Origin of the sequence: Pseudoalteromonas sp. DSM 26666, from assembly GCF_900116475.1 — a bacterium.
Taxonomy (GTDB): Bacteria; Pseudomonadota; Gammaproteobacteria; order Enterobacterales; family Alteromonadaceae; genus Pseudoalteromonas; species Pseudoalteromonas tetraodonis.
Map to the genome: position 1 here is coordinate 474,900 of NZ_FPAR01000001.1, position 24,028 is coordinate 498,927.

19 protein-coding genes are annotated in these 24,028 nt (G+C 40.5%); 7 read left to right on the plus strand and 12 right to left on the minus strand.

The annotated features are described in order from the left end of the window. Positions 1-627: 627 nt before the first annotated feature. On the minus strand, positions 628-1,914 hold the full coding sequence (msrA, locus tag BM380_RS02190) for a peptide-methionine (S)-S-oxide reductase MsrA (protein ID WP_090492649.1): 1,287 nt from the start codon (positions 1,912-1,914) through the stop codon (positions 628-630). Positions 1,915-2,404: 490 nt separating this feature from the next. Between msrA and pxpB the strand changes: the two genes are divergently transcribed. The 4 genes from pxpB (at position 2,405) to BM380_RS02210 (ending at position 8,324) form a co-directional block, all read left to right on the plus strand. Then, positions 2,405-3,061 (plus strand): 5-oxoprolinase subunit PxpB, encoded by a 657-nt coding sequence (gene pxpB / locus BM380_RS02195; RefSeq protein ID WP_090492650.1) that lies wholly within the window; start codon positions 2,405-2,407, stop codon positions 3,059-3,061. Then, positions 3,058-3,999 carry a 5-oxoprolinase subunit C family protein gene (locus BM380_RS02200; RefSeq protein WP_090492652.1) on the plus strand — a complete coding sequence of 314 codons (942 nt, stop codon included), beginning with the start codon at positions 3,058-3,060 and terminating at the stop codon, positions 3,997-3,999. The genes pxpB and BM380_RS02200 overlap by 4 nt, the downstream gene beginning before the upstream one ends. A 286-nt stretch (positions 4,000-4,285) precedes the next feature. Next, entirely contained in the window at positions 4,286-5,950 is a 1,665-nt protein-coding gene (asnB, locus tag BM380_RS02205; protein WP_033103477.1) for an asparagine synthase B, read from the plus strand. Between the two features lie 793 nt (positions 5,951-6,743). Further along, positions 6,744-8,324, plus strand: coding sequence for a BCCT family transporter (locus BM380_RS02210; RefSeq protein ID WP_013464887.1), 1,581 nt, complete (start codon positions 6,744-6,746; stop codon positions 8,322-8,324). 78 nt (positions 8,325-8,402) lie between these two features. Here BM380_RS02210 and BM380_RS02215 read toward each other — a convergent pair whose 3' ends face one another. The 4 genes from BM380_RS02215 to BM380_RS02230 all read right to left on the minus strand — a co-directional run bounded on the left by BM380_RS02215 (position 8,403) and on the right by BM380_RS02230 (position 15,189). Further along, positions 8,403-9,104: a 3'-5' exonuclease gene (locus tag BM380_RS02215; RefSeq protein WP_013464886.1), complete on the minus strand. Its 702-nt coding sequence runs from the start codon at positions 9,102-9,104 to the stop codon at positions 8,403-8,405. Positions 9,105-9,107: 3 nt separating this feature from the next. Beyond that, a complete protein-coding gene (locus tag BM380_RS02220; RefSeq protein WP_016899937.1) occupies positions 9,108-11,003 on the minus strand; it encodes a putative nucleotidyltransferase substrate binding domain-containing protein in 1,896 nt (631 codons plus the stop codon). Positions 11,004-11,089: 86 nt separating this feature from the next. Continuing rightward, a complete protein-coding gene (locus tag BM380_RS02225; RefSeq protein WP_013464884.1) occupies positions 11,090-14,170 on the minus strand; it encodes an efflux RND transporter permease subunit in 3,081 nt (1,026 codons plus the stop codon). A gap of 2 nt (positions 14,171-14,172) precedes the next feature. Continuing rightward, positions 14,173-15,189 (minus strand): efflux RND transporter periplasmic adaptor subunit, encoded by a 1,017-nt coding sequence (locus tag BM380_RS02230; RefSeq protein ID WP_090492654.1) that lies wholly within the window; start codon positions 15,187-15,189, stop codon positions 14,173-14,175. 221 nt (positions 15,190-15,410) lie between these two features. Between BM380_RS02230 and BM380_RS02235 the strand changes: the two genes are divergently transcribed. Then, complete coding sequence (locus BM380_RS02235; RefSeq protein ID WP_090492656.1) at positions 15,411-15,848, plus strand: hypothetical protein; 438 nt, start codon at positions 15,411-15,413, stop codon at positions 15,846-15,848. Positions 15,849-15,904: 56 nt separating this feature from the next. On the opposite strand, the gene BM380_RS02240 is transcribed toward BM380_RS02235, so the two are convergent. After that, on the minus strand, positions 15,905-16,912 hold the full coding sequence (locus BM380_RS02240) for an oxygen-dependent tRNA uridine(34) hydroxylase TrhO (protein ID WP_064662748.1): 1,008 nt from the start codon (positions 16,910-16,912) through the stop codon (positions 15,905-15,907). 205 nt (positions 16,913-17,117) lie between these two features. On the opposite strand from BM380_RS02240, the gene BM380_RS02245 reads away from it, so the two are divergent. Together BM380_RS02245 and BM380_RS02250 are read left to right on the plus strand one after the other, a co-directional pair. Next, positions 17,118-18,440: a DEAD/DEAH box helicase gene (locus BM380_RS02245; protein ID WP_090492657.1), complete on the plus strand. Its 1,323-nt coding sequence runs from the start codon at positions 17,118-17,120 to the stop codon at positions 18,438-18,440. Positions 18,441-18,442: 2 nt separating this feature from the next. Beyond that, positions 18,443-19,273 carry a CvfB family protein gene (locus tag BM380_RS02250; protein WP_010389931.1) on the plus strand — a complete coding sequence of 277 codons (831 nt, stop codon included), beginning with the start codon at positions 18,443-18,445 and terminating at the stop codon, positions 19,271-19,273. A gap of 55 nt (positions 19,274-19,328) precedes the next feature. Here the strand turns inward: BM380_RS02250 and BM380_RS02255 are convergent, their stop codons facing one another. The 6 genes from BM380_RS02255 to rpsA form a co-directional block, all read right to left on the minus strand. Next, a complete protein-coding gene (locus BM380_RS02255; RefSeq protein ID WP_254772044.1) occupies positions 19,329-19,703 on the minus strand; it encodes a hypothetical protein in 375 nt (124 codons plus the stop codon). 90 nt (positions 19,704-19,793) lie between these two features. Then, the gene (gene pyrF, locus BM380_RS02260) at positions 19,794-20,498 is read right to left on the minus strand and encodes an orotidine-5'-phosphate decarboxylase (RefSeq protein WP_090492659.1); all 705 of its coding nucleotides are present in this window, start codon (positions 20,496-20,498) and stop codon (positions 19,794-19,796) included. Between the two features lie 33 nt (positions 20,499-20,531). Continuing rightward, positions 20,532-21,668 (minus strand): lipopolysaccharide assembly protein LapB, encoded by a 1,137-nt coding sequence (gene lapB, locus BM380_RS02265; protein ID WP_090492660.1) that lies wholly within the window; start codon positions 21,666-21,668, stop codon positions 20,532-20,534. 2 nt (positions 21,669-21,670) lie between these two features. Further along, positions 21,671-21,952, minus strand: coding sequence for a lipopolysaccharide assembly protein LapA domain-containing protein (locus BM380_RS02270; protein WP_008114742.1), 282 nt, complete (start codon positions 21,950-21,952; stop codon positions 21,671-21,673). A 21-nt stretch (positions 21,953-21,973) separates the two neighbouring features. Beyond that, the gene (ihfB, locus tag BM380_RS02275; protein ID WP_008114744.1) at positions 21,974-22,261 is read right to left on the minus strand and encodes an integration host factor subunit beta; all 288 of its coding nucleotides are present in this window, start codon (positions 22,259-22,261) and stop codon (positions 21,974-21,976) included. Positions 22,262-22,328: 67 nt separating this feature from the next. Continuing rightward, positions 22,329-23,996, minus strand: a complete 1,668-nt coding sequence (gene rpsA / locus BM380_RS02280; RefSeq protein ID WP_002961176.1) for a 30S ribosomal protein S1 — start codon at positions 23,994-23,996, stop codon at positions 22,329-22,331. Between the last annotated feature and the right edge of the window lie 32 nt (positions 23,997-24,028).

Sequence of the window (24,028 nt, forward strand, 5' to 3'; positions counted from 1 at the left end):
CTCCTTGTTGAGCGCTTATTAGCTAATTTTAAAGTGTGCAACTTTTATTTCTTAACCCCCCCTACCGGGAATACAACAAAAACGCTTATTTATCAGTGATTTATTTATTGTAAAAATCTAAAACCCCATAAGTTAGTTTTTTTCACTTATTAGTTTTGTTTTTATCGCTTGTCGAAATTGAGTAAAAGCTCTAAAGTTAACTCAACCAAACGGCAACACGCTAAAAAATATAAAACGTGTTACTTAAATCAGATTTCATTAGTTTGTAACAACGAGCTAGTAAAAAAGAATCTTTATTGTGTGTGAAGATGTTGTCAGTGTAAAAAACAGCTCAAGTTCGGTGGTGACTTAGCTTGAGTTGTTTTTATTTTTACCCTTACACCCGCCAATAAACTTAAGAATCTTTATTGTGTGTGAAGATGTTGTCAGTGTAAAAAACAACTCAAGTCCGGTGGTGACTGAGCTTGGGTTGTTTTTATTTTCATTCTCATCAACAACAATAAGCCAGAGTTAGTTTTGTACTAATACAACCCCCCGAATCTTTATTGTGTGTGAAGATGTTGTCAATTGAAATGCAGCGACCGTTAAGTATCTACTTAATCATCGCTGCTTTTTTTTGCTTAAAATTTACTGTTTTCTGGCTACAAATTCTAAAACAGTCGCATTAATACAATATCTATCTTGCCCTCTAGGCCCCTCACCCGGAAATAAATGCCCTAAGTGAATACCAGTACTTTTAGACTTAAGCTCAATGCGCTGCATTCCCCAGCTGTTATCCTCATGTTGGGTTACACTGTCTTTTATTGGGTGGGTAAACGAAAGCCAGCCCGTGCCTGAGTTAAATCTATCACGGGTATCAAATAATGGCTCACCGCTTAATTTATCAATAAAGATGCCATCGGGCGTGTTTTTAAAAATAGCATATTCTTTGCAGTAAGGGCTGTCGGTTTTAGCATTAAATGCCACCTTATAAGCTTCACTGTTGCCAAGCTTAAACGCGCCTAATGCTTTATAAAATTGCTCTGCGTTCATGTAGCCTTGGCGAGAATAGACTTCAACCCCATTTTCTAAAAATAATATGGTAGGTGTAGCCCATGTCGCCGATTTAATCGTTAACCCATCAAGCTGATCAGCATGGCGGAAAGTCATTGGAATTGTGCCTTTATAATCATTGGCAACGGCCGCTTTAAACTTTTCGCAGTAAGGGCAATAACTTTGCGAGTCTAAAATGACAATCTGCTTGCCATTTAATAATGCAGTATTATCTATCTGTGGTTTATCACTTTGAGTAAATACAACCCCGGTTGAATGATCAGGGCAATAGCCGTTTGGATTTTTTTCAAGGTAATTTTGATGATACTCTTCAGCCGAATAAAAGCGCTCAAGTGGCTTTATTTGCGTCACTATTTTTCCATAATCGGCTTTACTTAATAATTGCTGATACTCATTCGTAACCGCCTTTGCAATACTCGCTTGCTGATCGGTAGTGGTTAAAATAATAGAGCGATATTGCGTGCCTACATCATTACCCTGACGATTCTTTTGCGTTGGATCGTGGCTCTCGTAGTAATTTTGCAACAGCTCTCTTGCCGAAATAATATTACTATTAAAGGTAACCTGCACCACTTCGGCGTAATTATCCTCATCAAAACGACGGGATAACTTAGTGATATTTCTATAGGTTGGCTTAAATCCCCGGCCATCGGCGTAACCCGATTCAGCGTCTAACACACCATTAAGTGCTTCGTAGCGTTTTTCTGCCCCCCAAAAACAGCCTGAACCCAGCACTATTTTTTCAACATGCATGGTTGCATCTAAATCAGTTGGTTTGATTATTTCATCTGACGATATAGCACTCATTGCACTTAGTAAGCCCACAATGGCAAACGCCGATAGTATTACCCGCTTAAACATACGATGACCTCTTAGTTTTAGTTACTCTAGGGTCTGTTGACCTTCCAAGGTTAAATTTGCAGCAGTCTGTTTGGTATTTAGGTAAGGCAGAGCCTATGTGGTGTGGTTATTCCCCATAAATAGGCGATAACGCAGCATCAATGCCAAACAGGCGCTGCCCTTCGGGTTCTGCCTAGGAGCGATTTACCCTTTGTTGCCTACATGGATGTAGGTAAGGGGCGTGAGCAGGACGCGGAAGCTTTGCTCGGTTTTTACTTAGCCCACTAGGTTACAAACCTCGCGCCGCGATTAAACCGCTCCTAGTTTGAACAATTTTAATCCGCAAAGGTCAACAGACCCTAAAGCAGACCTGTAAACGCAAGAATAAATTTCACACGCAATAAAACTTTACGAAGACGGGAATTTAATCGATCCGAGTTTGTCTATTAATATCGTAATAGCACAACGACTGTGATAGCTTAAATACAAACAATATTAATAAGTTATCTGTATGAGCACTTTGCCAAGTATAAAAATATTAACAAATTCTAGTCTGCTTTTTGATGTTTCTCACTACAGCGAACAACACATACTTGCGACGCAAAAAAAACTCTGGGCGCTGTCACAGTATTGTAAAAACACCAATGAGTTTATAGATTTAGTCCCCGGAATGAACTCATTAACCTTGTATTTAAAATCAACCAGTAATTTACATCAATGGCAAAACACCTTAACCAAACTATGGGATGAGGTTGATGATTACGCCTTTGAAAGTCAGCATCATAAAATAGACACCTATTACCAAGGTGAAGATTTAAACTATGTGGCTAATTATCACAAGCTAACAATAGATGAGGTAATTAATTTACACAGTAAAGAAATTTACCATGTGTTGTTTTTAGGTTTTGTGCCCGGTTTTCCTTATTTACATGGGCTCAATTCTCAACTGTTTACCCCAAGGCGTGATAACCCACGAGTCAGTGTTCCTAAAGGCGCGATTGCGATTGGGGCAGACCAAACAGGCATTTATCCTGAAAACTCACCTGGTGGCTGGCATATTATTGCTCATACTGATGCCTGTTTATTTGATGCAACCGCCTTAAACCCTTGTTTATTTAAACCCGGTGACACCCTTGAATTTGTGCCTGTTAAAAGGAGTAAACAATGATTAAAGTAATCAAACCCGGTATACAGCTTACAATCCAAGATTTAGGCCGTGTGGGTTTTCGTCATTTAGGGGTTAGCCGCTCGGGTAGCTTAGACGCCTATGCGCACATTATTGCCAATCGCTTAGTAAATAATCACGATAACGATGCCGTACTTGAACTCACCGTTGGGTTATGTGAATTGCAATTTGAGTGCGATACCGTCATTGCTCTGCATGGAGCCGACTTAAACGCTAAAATTGACACTCAAGCCGTTTACCCCGGGTGGAGTTATCCGGTAAAAGCAAAACAAACACTTAAATTTGATACAGGACGCGGTGGCTCCAGAGCTTACATTGCCGTAAGAGGTGGAATTGAATGCCCTGAAGTTATGGGTTCTAAATCAACCGACTTAGGGGCAGCCATTGGTGGTTATAATGGCCAAGCATTACAAAGCGACGATATTATAAAAATAACCCCATATACTCAGCCTTGGCTATGCAATAAAGGCGCATTAACACCGCCTAAACGAAAAGTTATTCGGCTACATCAAGGCCCACATCATGAACTACTTACACCTGAGTGTATAAACGCTTTCTGTACCACCTCATTTACTATTAACCCGAATAGTAATCGAATGGGGGTACGCTTAGATCATAATAATAGCCAAATAATGCAACACTCGCTCTCACTGCACTCACTCGCGGTAGCACCGGGAAGCGTGCAACTCCCACCTGATGGCAACCCAATTGTGCTGTTAAATGATGCACAAACAACCGGGGGCTACCCATTGATAGGCCATGTAATAGAGGCGGATTTACATCAGTTTGCTCAGTTTAGAACCGCCGATTCTATTACTTTTGAGTTTGTAACGCTTGAACAAGCAACCACGGCAAAAAGTAAACTCGATGCGCATCTATCTCAGCTTAAACTGAGTTTAAATCGCTATTGGGCTAATTAACATAAAGCTATTTCTTAACGATTATATTTGCACCCACTTGGTGCAAATATAAATTTACATCAGCATGAAACGCTAACCCCAGCCGGTTTTAAATTAAAAATTGTACAATTCGTTGCTATCATACCATCAATCTCACCATGTTGGTGCGCCAGCAACTTATTTGGTGCATAAATTATTCTTATTAATTTAAAAAAGCCGTGTGACTTAGTTATTTATTTCTGATAAAACAAGGTTAGTCTTTAGCAAACTCGCTATCGTAGGCACTTAATAGGAATGAGGAAAAATTATGTGTTCAATTTTTGGTGTACTCGATATTAAATCGGATCCCAGCCAGTTACGCACTCAGGCAATCGAAATGTCTAAACTGTTACGTCATCGTGGGCCAGATTGGTCTGGTGTGTATTCATCTGATAAAGCAATTTTAGTGCATGAGCGCTTAGCCATTGTTGGCGTATCAAGCGGTGCTCAACCCCTTTACAACCCAGAAAAAACCCATATTTTAGCGGTTAATGGCGAAATTTATAACCACAAAGAGCTGGCCGCTAATTTAGAGGTCGACTTTGATTTTCAAACCCAGTCAGACTGTGAAGTGATTTTAGCCCTGTATAAACAAAAAGGGCCGGCATTTTTAGATGACTTAAATGGTATTTTTGCTTTTTGTTTATATGACGAAGAGCAAGACGCGTACTTAATTGGTCGCGATCACATTGGTATTATTCCACTGTACACAGGTCACGATGAGCACGGTAACTTTTATGTAGCGTCAGAGCTCAAAGCGCTGTCACCTATTTGTAAGCACATTGAAGAGTTTCCGCCGGGGCATTACCTGTACAGCAAAGACGGCAAATTAACCCCTTACTATCAACGTGATTGGCAACGCTTCGACGCTGTTAAAAACAACGATGCCAAAGCAGAAGATGTAAAAGATGCATTGGAAGCGGCGGTTAAGCGCCAGCTTATGTGTGACGTACCCTATGGCGTATTGCTATCGGGTGGCTTAGATTCATCGGTTATTTCCGCTATTACCCAGCGCTTTGCTGCAAAACGTATTGAAGATAACGATGAAAGTGATGCTTGGTGGCCTAAACTGCATTCCTTTTCGGTAGGTTTAGAAGGCTCCCCCGATTTAGCCGCAGCGCAAAAAGTAGCTGATATGATAGGGACTATTCACCACCCTATTATCTTTACTATTCAACAAGGTATTGATGCACTTAAAGAAGTGATTTACCACATTGAAACTTACGATGTAACCACCATTCGTGCATCAACCCCAATGTACTTAATGGCCCGTCAAATTAAAGCCATGGGTATAAAAATGGTGCTCTCAGGTGAAGGTGCAGATGAATTATTTGGCGGTTATTTATATTTTCATAAAGCGCCTAATGCAAAAGAATTTCATGAAGAGCTGAACCGTAAAGTTTCAAAGCTCCATATGTTTGACTGTTTACGTGCCAACAAATCAATGGCCGCTTGGGGCGTTGAAGCACGCGTACCATTTTTAGATAAAGAGTTTGTTGATGTGGCAATGCGCATTAACCCTGAAGCTAAAATGTGTAAAGACGGCAAAATTGAAAAACACATTTTACGTGCAGGCTTCGACGGCTACCTCCCAGATGAAGTGTTATGGCGTCAAAAAGAGCAATTCTCTGATGGCGTTGGCTACAGCTGGATAGATACCTTAAAAGAGTTTGTTAATGAGCAAGTAACGGATCAAGAATTGGCGAATGCCAAATTTAAATACCCAATTAACACGCCAGACTCTAAAGAAGCGTATTTTTACCGCAGTATTTTTGAGTCGCACTTCCCAGGCGATGCCTCGGCTAAGTGTGTACCACATGGTAAATCAGTTGCGTGTTCAACCCCAGAAGCACTTGCATGGGATGCATCATTTCAAAATAATGCCGATCCATCAGGGCGCGCCGCGGGCGTTCACAACGAAGCGTACAAATAAAATTTAACTATAAGCTGCAGTGTTAAAGCTGCAGCGTTTTTGATCTCTTTGCGCATGATTTTCTAAAGGTTTTATTGCACAGAGAGAAGTGAATGAGAAGAAAATGAGAAAACAAAAGCCATTCTGCCTCATCATTTATGTTTAATTATGTGGCTTTGTTACTTCTCTATTAGCGCAGCGTCACTTTATCCTCTTTGTGAGTTAAGCTGTTAATCGTCAAAATAAATGAGAAAGCAAATTAGTTTAAACCGCAAAATAAATAAGCCACTTTTTTATAAAAACTACTTTAACATCGCTATTCTCATTGCTGACTCTATTAACCTCCCCTTAGCTAAAAACCCAAAGCTATAAAAATGTAATTAAAAAGTCATAAAAAAGCCCATTTAACAAATTACTCTTAGTTTTAAAAATCAGAGTACGCTTTTAGCGTATCCAATTAAGTGATTTATCTGTTTATACTCCCTATTAATTTGAATATTCATTAACTTAGCTTTTGCATTCATTGCTATTTATGACTATAAAATAAAGTGCTAACGCGTTAGTTTTCATTTTCTTAGCGACCAGACATGTACAATAAAAAGACAAAGTCAGCTCAAAATTTTAGCAAAGTGTTAATTCTTTCGTATTTAATATTTAACTCCCCTAGCAGTAAAGGTATGATGGGCAATTAAATTAGTTAGTCTTCTAATTATTCGTGTTGTTAGCTTTGGCAAAGAATCTAATAAGACGAATACAGTGAACTATAAAAAACTGGCATTAAGCCAGCCTGTTTCATTAACCAATGAGGTATTGCATGAGCGAGAATCATGACAAGTACAGTATTGACAATACGGACTACACCGTAGGTCAAGACAACGTGCAAAAATGGGGGTTTGATATACATAACCCTGTATTCGGAATAAGTGCAGGGTTAATAGCGCTGTTTTTAATTGCCGTATTAGTATCTGATGCCGAAGTTGCTAAAACGACGCTAGATGGTATTAAAACCGATATTATTAATAATTTTGACGGCCTGTTTATGTGGGCTGCTAACTTCTTTGTTATTTTTTGTTTAGTTTTAATTTTTTCGCCTTACGGCAATATCCGTTTAGGCGGCGACGATGCTAAACCATCTCACTCTCGTATTTCTTGGCTGGCAATGTTATTTGCAGCAGGTATGGGTATTGGCTTAATGTTTTGGGGAGTTGCTGAACCGGTGGCTTATTACACCGGCTGGTATGAAACACCGCTTAATGTGGCTGCCAACACCCCAGAAGCAGCAAAGCTTGCAATGGGCGCAACTATGTTCCACTGGGGTCTTCATCCTTGGGCCATTTATGCGGTTGTCGCGCTTTCTTTAGCGTTTTTCACATACAATAAAGGCTTACCGCTTTCTATACGCTCAATTTTTTACCCTATTTTAGGTGATAAAGCATGGGGCTGGCCGGGGCATATAATCGATATTTTAGCTGTGCTTGCGACCTTATTTGGTTTGGCAACGTCTTTAGGATTAGGTGCTCAACAAGCTTCAGCGGGTATTAACCACGTATTTGGCCTTGAAGGTGGCGTAGGTTCACAAATTCTGGTTATTACAGGGGTGACGTTATTAGCCATTGTCTCAGTTATTCGAGGCATTGATGGTGGCGTTAAGCTACTAAGTAACGTCAATATGCTTATTGCTTTAGTGCTACTGGTATTTGTATGTTTAGTTGGTTTTGCTGTATCTATGGGTAATATACCAAACACGGTAATGGGCTATGTAGAAAACATTATTCCGTTAAGTAACCCACATGGTCGTGAAGATGAAACATGGATGCATGGATGGACAGTATTTTATTGGGCTTGGTGGATTTCGTGGTCACCGTTTGTAGGTATGTTTATTGCCCGTGTTTCACGTGGTCGTACAATTCGTGAGTTTTTAACCGCTGTACTACTTATTCCTACAGCAGTCACTATCTTATGGATGTCTATTTATGGCGGCATCGCAATTGACCAAGTAGTTAATGGAATTGGTGCCCTAGGAACTGACGGTTTAACAAGTGTGCCTATGGCGATGTTCCAAATGCTTGATGAAATGCCAATGGCAAACGTTTTATCTTTCATTGCTATTGTTTTAGTACTGGTATTCTTTATTACTTCTTCTGATTCAGGGTCACTTGTAATCGATTCAATCACAGCAGGTGGTAAGATTGATGCGCCGGTACCACAGCGTATTTTTTGGGCGTCTGTTGAGGGTGCTATTGCTGCTGCATTACTTTGGATTGGTGGCACTCAAGCGATTGAAGCACTGCAAGCGGGGGCTATATCAACCGGTCTGCCATTTACCATTGTATTGTTATTGATGTGTGTAAGCTTAATTTTAGGTTTACGAACTGAGCCTCGCCCAGTTAAATAACACAACACATTCCATAATAAAAAAGCCGCAAATTGCGGCTTTTTTTGTGCTCTATTTTTAACAGTAATGCTTCAATAGCTAAAGCCAAATTTCACTCACTGGCGTGTCTGATCTATAGTGGTAACTCAGCTGCGCTTGCAGCAGCTCGGCAGTGGCTAGTGCATCAGTAAGCGCATTATGGTTTTGATACAGTGGCAATGAATAACGCTCCCGTGTATCACTTAACCTAAGTGATCCTAGCTTTGAATTAAACAGCCTGCCTAATAACCCCTGCCGCGCTTTAAGCGCCCGCCTTTCTATTTCCATCGTATCAACTAGTGCAAACTCAATGCCCTCTTTTATACGCATAAGTAGCGCGTTATAAAAAAAATGACGTTCTATTGCAGCATAATGTACCACCACCACTTTGCCTTTAAGGGCATCAAGCAGTGGCGCTAAAATTCGATTAAGATCAGGGGCTTCATCCACTTCTGAATGAGTAATTCCATGAATAACTATTGACTCTTCACTTAAATCTCGTCGTGGTTGCACCACCCAGTGACGGCTCTCTTTACAATAAATACGATTTACATTAAAAGGCACCAGCCCCACACTAACAATATCATCGCTATTCGCATCAAGGCCGGTTGTTTCAAAGTCGAGCGCCACAAAAGGGACATCTTTAAGTGGAGCAGCCTGATTGGTAAACGCTTGTTGATAAAAGTCTTTAAGTAACGGGTTTTGCGCAGTTTGCAATAACTGCTCGTAGCGCTGTGACCAATCTAACGGTGATTTAGCCATAACTTATTTCACACCCGGGTGCGCAGAATAGCTAAATTTTAAAAAGCTTTGCGCTTTTTCTAAAATAGCAAAGGCTTCTTTTAAATTACTTTGCTCAAAGGGTGAAAGTAAATGGGGGTCTAGATCGTTATCTGGGGCTTCACCCTGCTCTATTTGCCACGCCTGATGACGAATACGTACTGTGGCAATATACTCAAACGCATCACGTAAATCTTGTGCTTTACCTTTAGGCAGTAAATTTGCCTCTATAATATCTTCTAAGCGCTCAAAGGAGTTTTGTTTACGTGAGCCAACCGCTAAGGCGTGCACGCGCACCACATCAGATAGCGGCGCCGTACCACGGCGTTTTAAGTTCATTGACCGCTTATGCTGGCCATTATGCTCAAGCACAAAACCGTTAAAGAATCCTAGTGGCGGCGTTCTATTGCGGGCATTTGCAGCAAGGTTCGCTAAAAAGCGTTTGTTTACTTTGCTTTCTTTGGCCACCAGCGTTTTAAGCTCATCGGCCCATTTTAGCTTGCCCCATACACCATCTAAGTCAAAAAATATCGAACTATTAAGCAGTGCTTGCGGTTTCGGCTCGGCCATCCAACTAGCAAATTTTTCTTTCCATTGTGTACGGGTCATACGCCATTTTTTAAACGACGCCATAATTTCACCGTCACAATAGGTATAGCCACATTTAGCTAAACCATCACACACAAAATCTGATAGGTTTTGAAAATACTCATCGTGCAGTGCCTCATCAAAACTATTATCCAAAATGAGAGCATTATCTTGATCAGTCACAATTAGCTGCTCGTCGCGGGCCATTGAGCCTAAGGCTATAAAACAATAAGGAATAGGCGGCTCGCCAAATTTTTCTTCGGCCAGTGCTAACAAACGCTGTTTAAAGGTACGGCCTATGACCGCCATAGCGGTTCCTATCATATGCGAATTTGCATCTTCATTAACCATACGTACAAATACATTAGGTAATTGGCGCGCGTAATGAACTAAGTCATCAACTGATTGCTGCGCTAAAATACCGCGTACTAACAGTAAGCTACTTTGTGATTCATAACGTAAAATGTCAGACAGCGATATTACCCCAATAGGCCGTTTTTTATGTACCACAGGTAAATGATGTAAGTTATCTCTTAGCATGGCTAATACGGCTTCAAACACATAGGCGTTGCTATCAAGTAGTACTAAGCTTGATGTCATTACTTCTTTGGCGGGTGTATCATATGTTAACCCTTGGGCAACCACCTTAGTGCGAATATCTCTGTCGGTTATGATCCCAACAACTTGACCGTCGTCTTCTTCTGGGTCATCGCTTATTTGTTTTTCTATGTCGGTAACTAACACTGAAGAGACCGATTCTTGCGTCATTAAAAATGCGACGTCTTGAATAGCAGTTTGCATTGTTACTGTGACCACATCACGGTGTAATAATGACTTTACTTTCGCGGTGGTTAAATCATTGCTGTCGGCTTGCTCTACAATGGCTTGGTGCAAACGTACGTTACCATCCACTTCAAAAAAATCGGCAAAGGTTTCGTATTTATCACAATATTCGTTGAAGGTATTAACGTTAATACAATAGGTTAAGGTGTCTTCTAGGGCACGAGCCGGAAAGCGCACTTTGCGGTTCATCAATAGGCCCATTTGGCCAAAAATGCCGCCTGTGGCTAAACGATTATAGAGCTCGCCATTACGACGTGAAATTTCAACCGAGCCACTACGAATAATATATAAGTCACTAATATCTTGGCCTAAATGTAAAATATCAGTTTGCGCACGAAAATAAGCAACTTCAATTTGCATTGCTAGTTCGTTTAGTGCCTCGCTCTCAAGCGTATCAAAAGGGGGGTGTTCAACTAAAAATTGGGCTATTTCAACTTGCTCGGCCTGCATGGGTGATCCTTGTGGCTTTAATCTAGTTGAATTGTGGGCTTAATTGGCTATTTTTTCAAAGAAAAATAGCCAATTAGCGTAATTAGTTAGTCAAGTTGCTCCAGCTCTTGGGCTAATTGCTTTGACTCATCGCCACGAGGACTGGTAAAGCGGGCTAATCCTAAATAAATCACCGGTGTTAAGTAAAGCGTAAACAATACCGCTAACGCAAGTCCACCAAATACCACCCAGCCAATGGCATTACGTGCTTCTGCTCCGGCACCTGTTGACATAATGAGGGGTAACGCACCGAGTAAGGTCGATATTAAGGTCATGGTGATTGGTCTTAAACGTACCAATGCAGCTTGTTCAACCGCTTTTCGAACACTCAGCCCCTGATCTCTTAATTGATCAGCAAACTCGACCAATAAAATTGCATTTTTAGCGATTAACCCAATTAACATCACTAGGCCTATTTGCGAGTAAATATTCAGTGAGGTACCGGTTAAATACAGCGCTAGAATGGCCGATGTAATCCCAAATGGTACAGTGATCATTACCACGATTGCACTGTTAACATTTTCAAATTGCGCCGCAAGTACTAAAAACACAATTAAAAATGCCAATACGTAGGTCATTAATACTTCGTTGGAGGTTTCTTCAAATGTCAGTGCTTCCCCTTTAAATGCAAGAGTAATACCTGCTGGTAATGATTGCTCAGACACTTGCTTTATTTGTTCCACTAAGGTGGCAATTGTTAAGCCCTCAGGCAGCTCCATACTGAGCTCTATGGCACGGCGCTGAGCATGACGCTCAAGCTCGGCAGCAACCCCTTCCTCTGAAATGTTAGCGACACTACTGAGCGGCACCAATTGATTATTACGAGCTCTAATAAACAAGTTTGCTAAATCACTTGGGTCGTTAATAGTTTGATTTTGTGCCTGTAGCATAATAGGAATAGATTGATCGCCAATGTTTAAATCAGCGATATCGTCACCATTAATAGCGGCTCTTAATGTAATTGCGATATCACTTAAAGACACGCCAAGTTCTTCTGCGCGTCGTCTGTCAATATTAACACGCAATTGCGGCTGCGATGGCTGATACGATACTCTTACCGGCGCAACCTCTGGCACGGCTTTTTCAAGATCAGCTGAGAACTGCTGTGCAGCCTTAAATATTTCAAGGTAATCTTGTCCCAGTAAAGCGATTTCTATGCCGCCACCTTGGCCACGTAAATTTAAGCTATTTGCCCCACCAGGGTAAGCTGGTGCGCCTGGGATGTTGCCTAAAGGCTGGCGAATTTTATTAATAATCTCTTGTTGGCTAAAGTTACGTTCATCCCAATGCTTTAATGGCACAGTAATAAACACAATATTGGGATCCCATTGCCCAACCACAGTGTAAATAGACTCAATTTCACCACTTTCAACGAAAGGCAGTAAGGTATCTTCCATTTTAATGGCTTGTCTATCCATAAAATTTAAGCCTACGCCATCAGGTCCGCGGGCAAATATTCTAATTTTACCGCGGTCTTCAGTAGGGAGCAGTTCGTTATCTAAACTCATATACAAAGCACCCGAACCGCCTGCAACTAATAAACAAACAATAAAGGTAACCCACGCATGATCCAGTACTTTATGAATTGTTTTGGTATAAATATTGGCAAGCACGTTACCAAATTTAGCAAAGGGGTGAAAACCACCTTGTTTGAGTTTTAATTTTGAGGTGAGCGCCGGCACTAACGATAACGCAACAAAGCTAGATATAATTACCGCACCAGCTAGTACGCCACCAAACTCCCTAAATAAACGCCCTGCTGTAGAGGGTAAAAATGCGATGGGTACAAACACAGCCGCTAATACTGCAGTGGTGGCAATAACGGCAAAAAATACTTCACGGGTACCAACAACCGCTGCGGCACGCCTTCCAAGTCCTAACCCTCGCTGGCGTTGAATATTTTCACTCACTACAATTGCATCATCAACAATTAATCCTGTCGCTAATACCAGTGCTAATAAGGTTAAAATATTAATTGAAAACCCAAGTGCCCATATCAGAGCTAATGAACCTATAAGCGCAACAGGAATGGCAAATGCTGGGACTAATGTTGCACGCCATGAACCAATAAACACCCATAAGGTGATGATCACTAGCAGTACCGTTAGAACCAATGAGTTAATCACTTCATCTACTGAGCTTCTAATAAACTGCGCGTCATCTGATGTTAGCGTAAACTCCATCTCAGGAAAGCGCTCACGCATCCCCTCTATAAGGTTGAGTACTTCATCAGAAATTTCGATGGTGTTGGACTGTGCTTGGCGAATAATTTCCATACCAATAACAGGTTTACCATTAAGCCTTACCATAGAGCGCGGATCGGCCGGACCAAAGTACACGGCAGCAATATCGCTAATACGAGTATCGCCCTGAATTATAATGTCGCCCACCTGTGCGGGGGTAACAGACGTTGCATCAGCGCGCACTATTATTTGCTGATCGTTTGATTTTAAACTCCCTGCAGGCACATCAAAGGGGGCTTGCCTGAGTACATCGGCGACATCTGGAATCGTTAAATTAAAACTGCTGAGCTTTAATGGATCAATGCGAACCCTGAGCACACGTTCTCTATCGCCGTTTAATCGTACGTCGGCAACGCCAGGAATAGTTAAAAACTGCGGCGCTAAGTCAACATCAACCCGCTCTGTTAATGCCTCTAACGATAAACTTTCGCTTGATACTGTTAATGAAACCACCGCTTCAGCGTCGTTATCAGCCTTAATGATAGAAACGCGCTCTACCTCTTCAGGGAGCTCTCTTTGCACTCGAGCAACTGACTCACGCGTTTCATTCGCAGCGTCGTCAAGGTTAACACCCGGTCTAAATTCAACCACAATGCGTGAATTACCTTCTTCACTTTGTGCACGAATCGATTTAACACCGCTCACGCGGGCCACGGCACCTTCAAGTTTACTGGTAACTTCGGTATCAACGGTTTCAGGTGAACCACCAGGGAACGAGGCTGATACAGTAATACGGGGTCTGTCTACATCTGGAAGCTCTCGAACTTCTACGCCTGCTATGGCGGCAATTCCGGCAATAATAATCAGTAAATTCAGTACCACAATAAGCACTGGGCGGCGAATAGCCATTGATGGCAAGTCTTGCATCATAGGTTGCTGTTTCATGGCTACTCCTGCGTATTAGCGATTGGCGCTGAGAAGCTTAGCTCTTGGTTAGCTCGTAAGCGCTGTACGCCCTCTACCACTAAGTTATCTTGTTCTTTTAAAGCCCCCGAAACTAATAAACGACCTGCAAGGCGCTGTTCAATTTTAACATCAATTCGAGTGGCTTTTTTATCAACACTTGTCCATACGTAAGGGCCTGTTGCTCCCCACAGTAATGCCGCCTCAGGTACAGCAGCAAAACGTTGCCCTTCTACTTCAATATGAACACGAAAACTCATGCCGGGTAAGAACTTTTGCTGCGGGTTTTCAAGCTGCGCTTTTACACGTAAGGTGCGGGTTTGTGGGTCTATTCGTGAATCTAGATAAGCAATTTTTGCGTTTACAGCATTTTGTGACTGCCAAGGGAATACTTTTACATTGCCTTTATTGCGCAGCATATAAACGGCCGATTCTGGGGCGTTAAAGTTTATATATAAAGCACGCGTATCATCAATACTTGCAATCGTCGTTTGGGGAGTAATTCTGTCACCCACTTCAACGTCGGTAAGTCCCATAGTGCCGTTAAAAGGCGCACGAACTTGGCGGTCTTCAAATTCTGTTTCTGCTTGGGTAAGGGTCACTTTTGCTAATTCAACAACTGTTTTTGCATCATCCACATCACTCTGTGGCACAGCCCCTTTTGCTTGGCTTTGCTTTAAACGTGCGAGGGTTCTTTGGGTGTCAGCAAGTTTTATTTTTGCCTCTTCAAGTGCCGCTTTTTGTCTGCGTGAATCAAGTTCGAGTAACACATCACCGGCCTTTACGCTATCACCCGGTTTAAAATGCACCGCCGTTACTTTATCGCCCACAGCCGGATATAAAATAACCGAATGAATTGCTTCGGCGTTACCGACAGCCTGAACTTGCTCTTTAGCACGTTCCATCGCTACCTGCTCCACCACGACATTGGCACTCTTTACAGATAAACTTAACGACATTAAAGAAAAAAACACGCTGGTAAAAAGAATTCGCGATTTCAAAGGATCACCCTAATTAATTATTATTTCCATTATGTTACGCAGTTTAACAGCTCTATGATCAATAAATAGCTAAGTACGACAAATTAGCAAAACAATAAGCTGAAATTAAGCATGCTAGCCACTCTACATATTTTTACAGCAGCATACAAAATCCACACATATTTAAATTACATTTATGACTATGATTTAGCTCATCAATATTTTTAATAAAGGCAACATTTATGAAAAAGAGTTTAATTATGGTGATCTTGCTATCAGGCTGTGCATCACCAGGGATTGATCGGACAGATCAAAATCAAGTTGTTAAACGTTATTATGCGTCTGTTGAATCAATACAAAAAGTAACACTCTCCTCAGAAGTGGGAACTGGAATAGCTGCTGGTGCGGGGTTTGGCTTTGTAGATAGCTTAGATGGCAATAAAGAAGAAATGATTGGCGGCGCCATTGTTGGTGGATTAGTCGGTGGATTATTTACTGCTTTATTTGAAGGGGGCAACACCGCGTATCAGTATAATCTATATGCTGCTGATGAAGGTGAATTTACCGTTATTCAAAAGAAAAAGCTCGATAAAAACACAAAATGTGTGCTCGTCAATGCTGCCAACAAGGTCACGCTCTCTACTACAGATACAAGCAATTGTGAAAAGAGTTTAAAATAAAAAACCTCAGTTGAAACTGAGGTTTTTATTAATAACGTACAAACAAAAAGTACCGCTTATTTATTTCGCTGTGCGTCTTTTTGCGCTTTTTTAGCTTCTTTACGTTGTTGTAAAACAGCTTGTGCTTCGTTACCAATGTGGCCTTCACCGCGCGCTTGAGCAAGCTCTATTTGCTTTTGGCGCTCTGCAAAGCGAGCGCGTTGTTCATCGGTTACATTGTCAATACAGTGGTGACACGACACCCCTTCCATATATTCTGGCTTTTGCTTTTCTTCTTCTGTGATAGGCATGCGACATGCGTGACACTGATCGTATGAGCCTTTTTGTAAGTCATGATTTACCGCTACACGGTTATCAAATACAAAACACTCGCCTTCCCACATGGTTTCTTCTTTTGGCACTTCCTCTAGGTATTTTAATATGCCGCCTTCAAGGTGGTATACCTCATCAAAACCTTGCTCTTTCATATAGGCTGTTGATTTTTCACAGCGAATACCACCAGTACAAAACATGGCTACTTTTTTATGTTTTGATGGGTCTAAGTTTTCTTTGGCCCACTGAGGAAATTCACGGAACGTTTTAGTGTTTGGGTCTACTGCGTTTTGAAACGTACCAATTTCAATTTCGTAATCATTACGGGTATCAACAAGGATCACCTCTGGATCAGAAATAAGGGCATTCCATTCATTTGGCTTAACATAACTGCCCACTACTTTTAATGGGTCTACGCCTTCAACGCCCATAGTCACAATTTCTTTTTTCAGCTTAACTTTTGTGCGGTAAAACGGGCATTCGTCATCAAATGATTCTTTGGTAACAATGTTGTCTAAATTTGGTTGGGTGTCTAACCACGCAAGTAAATTATCTATGCCTTCACGTTTTGCAGAGACAGTACCGTTAATCCCCTCTGCGGCAATTAATAAAGTGCCTCGTACTTCGTTTTGCTCCATTACATTAAGTAAAGGTTGGCGAAGTGCTTCAAAATCCGGTAGAGAAACAAATTTATACAGAGCGCATACAACAAAGTGTTCGCTGGTTACATTATCTTTATGGACAGCAGTCATGGTATTCCTATTTTGCTTTTAAAACCCGCAAGGGGCGTTTACCGAATCGTAAATCCGGCGCATATGGGGCGCGTATTTTACGCTTTTTTTATTTAAATGCAAAAAAATGGATGATAATGCGCTTTTTACTGTTAGCGCAGTAGCTCAGTGGGCTATAATGCGCGGATAAATTTATACAGACTTGCTCATATTGGAGAAACATACATTGCACTTTACTGAACTTGGGATTGATACTCGCCTAGAAACACAATTAGCGCACCAAGGGATCACCCAGCCTACCGATATTCAAGCCCATGCTGTGCCAACGGCACTGGCGGGACATGACATTTTCGCTCAGTCAAAAACAGGGTCAGGCAAAACTTTAGCGTTTTTATTACCGGCTGTGCAGCGTGTAATGAAACAAAAAGCACTCAGTAAACGTGATCCTCGTGTACTTATTGTTGCTCCAACTCGTGAGCTTGCGACCCAAGTTTTTACTCAACTTCGATTACTTATTGCCGGTACCAACATAAAGGCCGTTAAAATCCTCGGTGGCGAAAATTTTAACGACCAAATTAAAGCACTGCGTAACGACCCTCACTTTGTGGTCGCCACACCTGGGCGTTTAGCCGATCATTTAAAGCAACGTTCATTACAATTAAGTGGCCTAGAGTTACTTATATTTGATGAAGCTGACCGTATTTTAGATTTAGGTTTTACCGATCAACTTAAACTAATTAATGAACTGGCCGATCATCGTCTTCGTCAAACTTTATTGTTTTCGGCGACATTAGATCATGCTCAAGTTGATGCGTTATCGCGTAATTTATTAAAAAAACCAAAACAAATTATGCTCAGTGCAGCCAATGAGCAACACAGTGATATTAAACAAACATTGTATTTAGCTGACCACCTTGATCATAAAGAAGCACTGCTTGAGCACTTTTTAAACCAAGATAACGTCGGCCAGTGCATTATATTTACTGCCACACGAGCTGATACCAGCCGTTTAAGTGAATCATTAAATAGTAAAGGCTTTAAATCTGTCGCATTAGCTGGGGATTTAACTCAAAGTAAGCGTCTTGATATTATGGATGCGTTTAGCCGTGAAAACTTTAAAATATTAATTACTACAGATGTTGCTTCGCGCGGTTTAGATTTACTCAGTGTTACCCATGTTATTAACTTTGATTTACCAAAACACGCAGAAGAATACGTTCATCGTATTGGTCGAACTGGTCGTGCTGGTTTTAAAGGTAACGCATTATCACTTGTGGGCCCTAAAGATTGGGCAAGTTACTTGGCAATAAAATCATTTTTAAATGATGAATTATCGTTTGCTGCTGTTGAGGGTTTAAAAGCGAAATTTAAAGGTATTAAAGAGAAAAAAGTAACGCCAATTAAACCGACTAAAAAAGCAGTGACCACGAATAAGCCACAGCCAAAACGAAAAGCAAAACCGAAAAAGCCAGCGGCCCCAATTAAAGCACCTCTTAATATTGATGGTGATACCCCGATGCGTCGTAAAAAAAAGCCTGAGCAGGAATAATTATGAGTTACCTAGGAACCACCCAAACCCTTTTTGTTAAAGAAGTCAGCAACGAAGGTGCCTATTTAGATGGGCACGACTTAGGTGAAGTTTTTTTACCTAAACATGAAATAAAACATGAGCTTGAAGCTGGCGATAGCATCAGTGTATTCACATTTTTAGATAATGCAAACCTGCCAACAGCCACAACTAAAAAGCCGCATGCTCAAGTGGGCGAATATGCCCTACTGCGTGTAAAAGAAATAAACAGCATAGGCGCGTTTTTAGATTGGGGCTTAGAAAAAGACGTACTCGCACCGTTTAATGAACAAAAACCACGTATGCAAGAAGGCTATTCATATTTAGTGCGTTTATATCTTGATAACGCCAGTCAGCGTATTTGTGCCTCAACTAACTTTAACCGTTTTTTATCAAAAGATGAGCCTCAGTATAGTCACTTACAAGAAGTTGACTTAATTGTAGCAGGCAAAACTGATATTGGTTACAAGGTGCTTATTGAAGAATCCCATTTTGGCGTCGTGTTTTACAACATGGTGTTTAAAAACCTGTTTGTTGGTCAAAAGCTAAAAGGATTTATTCAAAAAGTACGTGAAGACGGAAAAATTGACGTCATACTTGAAAAGCCAGGCATGGGTAAAGTAAGCGAGCTTGGTGAAAAAATAATGGAAAAACTAAAAGATGAAGGTGGCATATTAGCCATAGGCGATAAGTCTGAACCTGAATTAATTAAAAAAGTGTTTTCGACCAGCAAAGCAAATTACAAAAAAGCCATTGGCGGTTTATTTAAACAAGGCTTAATCGATATTGAAGCTAAGTCTATTCGTTTAAAATAATTAAATAAAAAGCCACTTAAGTTTTAAACCTAAGTGGCTTTTTAGTATTTGAAATTTATAACCTAATATTTTTATAAGGTAAGGTACAGCGAGAATATTCATTTGAGTATTCAATTAATTCTTTTTTAGAATCTAGATTTAACGGCGCTAGCCTAAAAACTTTTTCTGTACACTCATTTTGCATTTCATCATGTGTCGCAACACATTCTCTGCTGCTAATATCTATTCCTGCTAACACACCTTCATTGGTGTAACACAGATGCTGGGCATAATTTTGAGCAATTTTTTTAAACTTGAATAAATCAACGGGGTAACCAGATACCAAGTCAGTAACGTTTGAAACATCATCATACATTTTAGTTGAAAAAACATATTTATTAACAGCAAAGCCACTAATGATAATTACAACTAAAAATATTATTATACGCAAAGCAAATCCCTCACTGCACACCCATAATTTAAATGTAGCACAAAGAAAAGCAGTTGTAAGGAACTACACTCAATTATGCTAATTTTTAATTTAAGCTATTGATTCATTTACATCATTTAGTACTTTTACAGGATTTTGTGCCTGAGTGATCGGACGCCCAATCACTAAATAGTCACTACCCGCTTCAATCGCTTCTTTAGGTGTCATAATACGTTTTTGATCGCCCGCATCACTGCCCGCTGGGCGAATACCTGGCGTAACTAATTTAAACTCTTTCCCTAAAGCAGCCTTTAAACTTTGCGCTTCTTGCGCGGAACAAACAACACCGTCTAGTCCTGCTTGCTTTGTTAATTTAGCTAAATGCATAACTTGCTCTTGGGGTGATTTAGTTATACCTAAACGCTCAAGTTCAGCTTCGTCCATGCTGGTTAATACAGTTACCGCAATCAGTAATGGCGCTTTGTCGCCAAACTGTCCGAGTGCTTGTTTAGCTTTATGCATCATTTCATAACCGCCCGATGCATGCACATTGACCATCCATACACCCATTTTAGCCGCAGCAGTCACCGCTTTAGCAACGGTATTTGGAATATCGTGAAACTTTAAATCTAAAAATACATCAAAACCTAAATCGACCAATTCTTTAACAAATGCAGGACCAAAATAAGTAAACATTTCTTTACCCACTTTTAATCGACAGGTATCTGGTGATAACAGTTTTACAAATGCTAAAGCAGTTTGCTGATCATCATAATCAAGCGCGATAAGAATTTTTTTTGATTTTTCGAAAGACATAACTATCCTACTAGTGAGCGAAAAGTATAAAGATTAAAATCCGTCTAAGCCTCTGCTAGGCACAATGGTTTCCCAGTGTTTACATGAAGGGCAATTCCAATAAATGGTGTAGCTAGTAAAGCCACAATGCTGACATTGAAAGTCAGGTTTAGTGGCAATGTACGAAGTAACAAGTTTATCGATTTGATTAAGCACATCTTTTGTATTTTTATTTTCTGTACTCATTAACTGTAATAAAAAACTAAAGCCACGAATAGTGGGTTGACGTTTTAAATTATCAGTTAAAAATTCAAAGGCTTGTTCAGTGTGTCCTTGCTCAAGCAAGGCTTGGCAATGCTGTATTTTTATCATCACCCCACCCTTTTCTAGTAACTCAGTAATGAGTTCATGGAATTGGTGAGTTAATTTTAATTGCTTATAGCTGTGAGCTAACTTTTCAATAAACAATGGCGCAAAAAAAGTAAATTGGCAGATTAATTCTCGCCAATAGTAAATTGCTTTTACGTAATCTTCTTTGGTGTAAGCTGACAGTCCAAGCTCATATAAAGGCCTAATTGTTTTAAAGTTTAAGCCAATGGCTTTGCGCATAAGTTGTGGATTATTACTGGCAATGGCATGCTCACAGTAAAAATTAGCGATGGCTTTAAAGTGTTGTTCTTTTGAAAAAAGCTCAGTATGCGCTTCAAACATATTAATGCCTTTTTCCCATTCACGGGTTTGTGAATATAAAGAAATAATAGGATCGAGTGCATCTGCATGGCTATTTTTTACCAGCCATATTAAATGTTCTTCTGCGCTGTCTAATAAGCCAGCCATAATATAATCTTCGGCTAGTTCTAAACGGCTATTAGCGGCTTGTTTTTCGTTAAGGCTTGGGTGTTTTAGCAGCAGTTCGTGAATTTTTATTGCGCGGTCAAGCTCACCACGACGGCGAAACATGGTGGCCAGTGTAGAATAATGTTCAACAGAGTCAGCAGCTACTTCGAGCAAATTAATTAAGTGCTCAAGCCCCTGATCTTCTTCTCTATCCAGTAAAAACTTTAACCCTTTACTGTATTCAGAAGTAATTTGACGATTAAATTGATGAGCCTGATTTTTAGCACTGTTTTTCCCCATGATCCAACCATAACCGGCAGCAACGGGAAGCAGTAAAAACAACAGCTCAATCATAATTAGGTGTCTTTGTTGGCAATACGCTTTTTATTATCTTTTTCAGGCGTTAATTGCTTTTTTAAACGGTAATTTTGCCACTTTAATTGCGTGAACAATTTAAAACTCACAAAACAACCCACTACAACACCTAGCAAAAAGCAGATACTTATTATAACGGCTAAAGGTAATGTATTACTGGCTATTATGTAGTTAATTTGTGTTAATTGTGGGTTTTGAGAACCCAATACAAACGCACCAATTAAAAAAAGTGCCGCCAGAATAATTTTTAATACCTTGAACAAGTAACTACTCCAATAAGTTTACTAAGCAATGCTCTCGTTTACACGGTCACGTAGTTCTTTGCCTGGTTTAAAATGAGGTACATGCTTACCATCTAACTCTACAGTTTCACCTGTTTTAGGGTTACGGCCTGTACGAGGCGCACGGTAATGCAAAGAGAAACTTCCAAAACCTCGGATCTCAATACGATCTGAAGAAGATAATGAGCCGGCCATTTGTTCAAGAATTTCTTTAACAGCGTTCTCAACATCTTTCACAGGAATATGTGAATGTTGTTCAGCAAGTGTTTCTATCAGTTCTGACTTAGTCATAGCGTTTCCTTAAAAAGAAATAGTGGAAGGGCATAAACTGCCCTTCCAATTAAAAGACTATAATTAATTAGTCTTTTTGTGCATTTGCGAAAGCAGCTGCCATTGCGTTTTCAAACACTGGCTCTTCTTTCTTAAGCTTCTCTAGTACTTCTTTCTCTTCTGCTTCGAAAAGAGCTTTAACAGATAAGCTTAAAGTGCGGTTCTTACGATCAACACCAACGTATTTAACTTCAATCTCGTCGCCTACAGAAACAACAGTAGTTGCATCTTCAACGCGCTCTTGAGCGATATCAGCTACACGGATGTAACCTTCAACGCCTTCGATAAGTTCAACAGTTGCGCCTTTCGCATCAACTTCAGTCACTTTACCTTTAACAATAGCACCTTTTTTGTTTGCATCAAGGTAGTTATTGAATGGGTCAGCTTCGATTTGCTTAACACCTAGAGAGATACGTTCACGCTCTGGGTCAACTTGCAATACGATAGCAGTGATTTCGTCGCCTTTCTTGAATTCACGTACAGCTTCTTCGCCAGGTGTATTCCAAGAAATGTCTGAAAGGTGTACAAGACCATCAATACCACCGTCAAGACCGATAAAGATACCGAAGTCAGTGATTGATTTGATCTTACCAGTAACTTGGTCGCCTTTGTTTTGTAGACGAGCAAATTCCTGCCAAGGATTAGCAATACATTGCTTAAGACCTAGAGAAATACGACGACGTTCTTCGTCGATTTCAAGAACCATAACTTCAACAGTGTCACCTAGTGATACAACTTTTGAAGGGTGAATGTTCTTGTTAGTCCAATCCATTTCAGAAACGTGTACTAGACCTTCAACGCCTTCTTCGATTTCTACGAAGCAACCGTAATCAGTAAGGTTAGTTACACGACCAGAAAGTTTAGAACCTTCTGGGTAACGACCAGCGATAGCTGCCCATGGATCTTCGCCAAGCTGTTTAAGGCCTAGAGATACACGAGTTTTATCTTTGTCGAATTTAAGAACTTTAACTGCGATTTCGTCGCCAACATTAACGATTTCTGAAGGGTGCTTAACACGCTTCCACGCCATATCAGTAATGTGTAGTAGACCATCAACACCACCAAGGTCAACGAACGCACCGTAGTCAGTAAGGTTCTTAACGATACCTTTAACTTCTTGACCTTCAACAAGGTTAGCAAGAAGTTCTTCACGTTCTTGTGAGTTTTCTGATTCGATAACTGCACGACGTGAAACAACAACGTTGTTACGTTTTTGATCAAGCTTGATTACTTTAAATTCAAGCTCTTTGCCTTCAAGGTGAGTTGTGTCACGTACTGGACGAACATCAACAAGTGAACCAGGTAGGAAAGCACGGATTGAATCAACTTCAACTGTGAAACCGCCTTTAACTTTACCGTTGATAACACCAGTAACAGTCTCTTGCTCTTCACATGCTTTCTCAAGACGGATCCACGCTTCGTGACGCTTCGCTTTCTCACGAGAAAGGATAGTTTCACCGAAACCGTCTTCGATTGCATCTAGTGCAACATCTACTTCGTCGCCAACAGCAACCTCTAGTTCACCAGCAGCATTTTTGAACTGCTCTGCAGGGATAGCACTTTCTGATTTAAGACCAGCATCTACAAGTACAATGTTGTTCTCGATTGAGATTACTGTACCTTTAACGATAGAGCCTTGCTCTGCTTCAAAACCCTTTAAGCTTTCTTCAAATAACTGCGCAAAATTTTCTGACATACGAATATACGTCTCATATATTAATACCAATA